The organism is Gluconobacter sp. P5H9_a (genome assembly GCF_018812085.1).
Classification (GTDB): domain Bacteria; phylum Pseudomonadota; class Alphaproteobacteria; order Acetobacterales; family Acetobacteraceae; genus Gluconobacter.
In genome coordinates, this window is sequence record NZ_JACRVW010000084.1 from 1 (window position 1) to 523 (window position 523).

General features: G+C 55.1%; 1 protein-coding gene. It reads left to right on the forward strand.

Features of this window, described 5'->3' with window-relative positions; genetic code table 11:
* The first annotated feature begins 3 nt into the window (after window positions 1–3).
* Window positions 4–261, forward strand: coding sequence for a type II toxin-antitoxin system RelE/ParE family toxin (locus KP708_RS15585; protein WP_215757271.1), 258 nt, complete (start codon window positions 4–6; stop codon window positions 259–261).
* The last annotated feature ends 262 nt before the right edge of the window (window positions 262–523 follow it).

Here is a 523-nt window from a genome sequence, read left to right on the forward strand (position 1 = left end):
GATATTACCGATCCAGCGGTCGATGACCTCCAAAGTATTAGAAATCACATAGGGGAAGAAAACCCCGCAGCAGCAAGCCGTGTTGCTATTCAGATAGTCGCAGCCTGTGACCGTCTCGAATATCTACCGGAACGAGGCCGACCGGGCCTTGTCCCTGGCACGCGAGAACTGGTGTCCTGCTGGCCGTATGTAATCGTCTATCGCATCGCAGATTCAMCGGTCGAAATCCTGCGCATCTGGCACAGTTCTCAAGACCGATAGACCGCTACCTCGTATCGAGTTGTGTTTACTTGTGCTGAGTTMTGCCTACTAAAATATGAGGCAGTTCCTCTGGGGTAGTGTGGAAGCTGCCCCATTTTCGTGACCTGTCACATACCGAGCGAGGGGCCGTTGGATGATGCGCCGGACGCCTCACCCGGCCCGTCTCCTACACCGTTCCATTCTGGCGCATAGCCACGCTCAACAGCCTCTGACCATTCGGCCTCGAACTCAGATCGGGCGGACGGGGAAATGTATTGCAGAA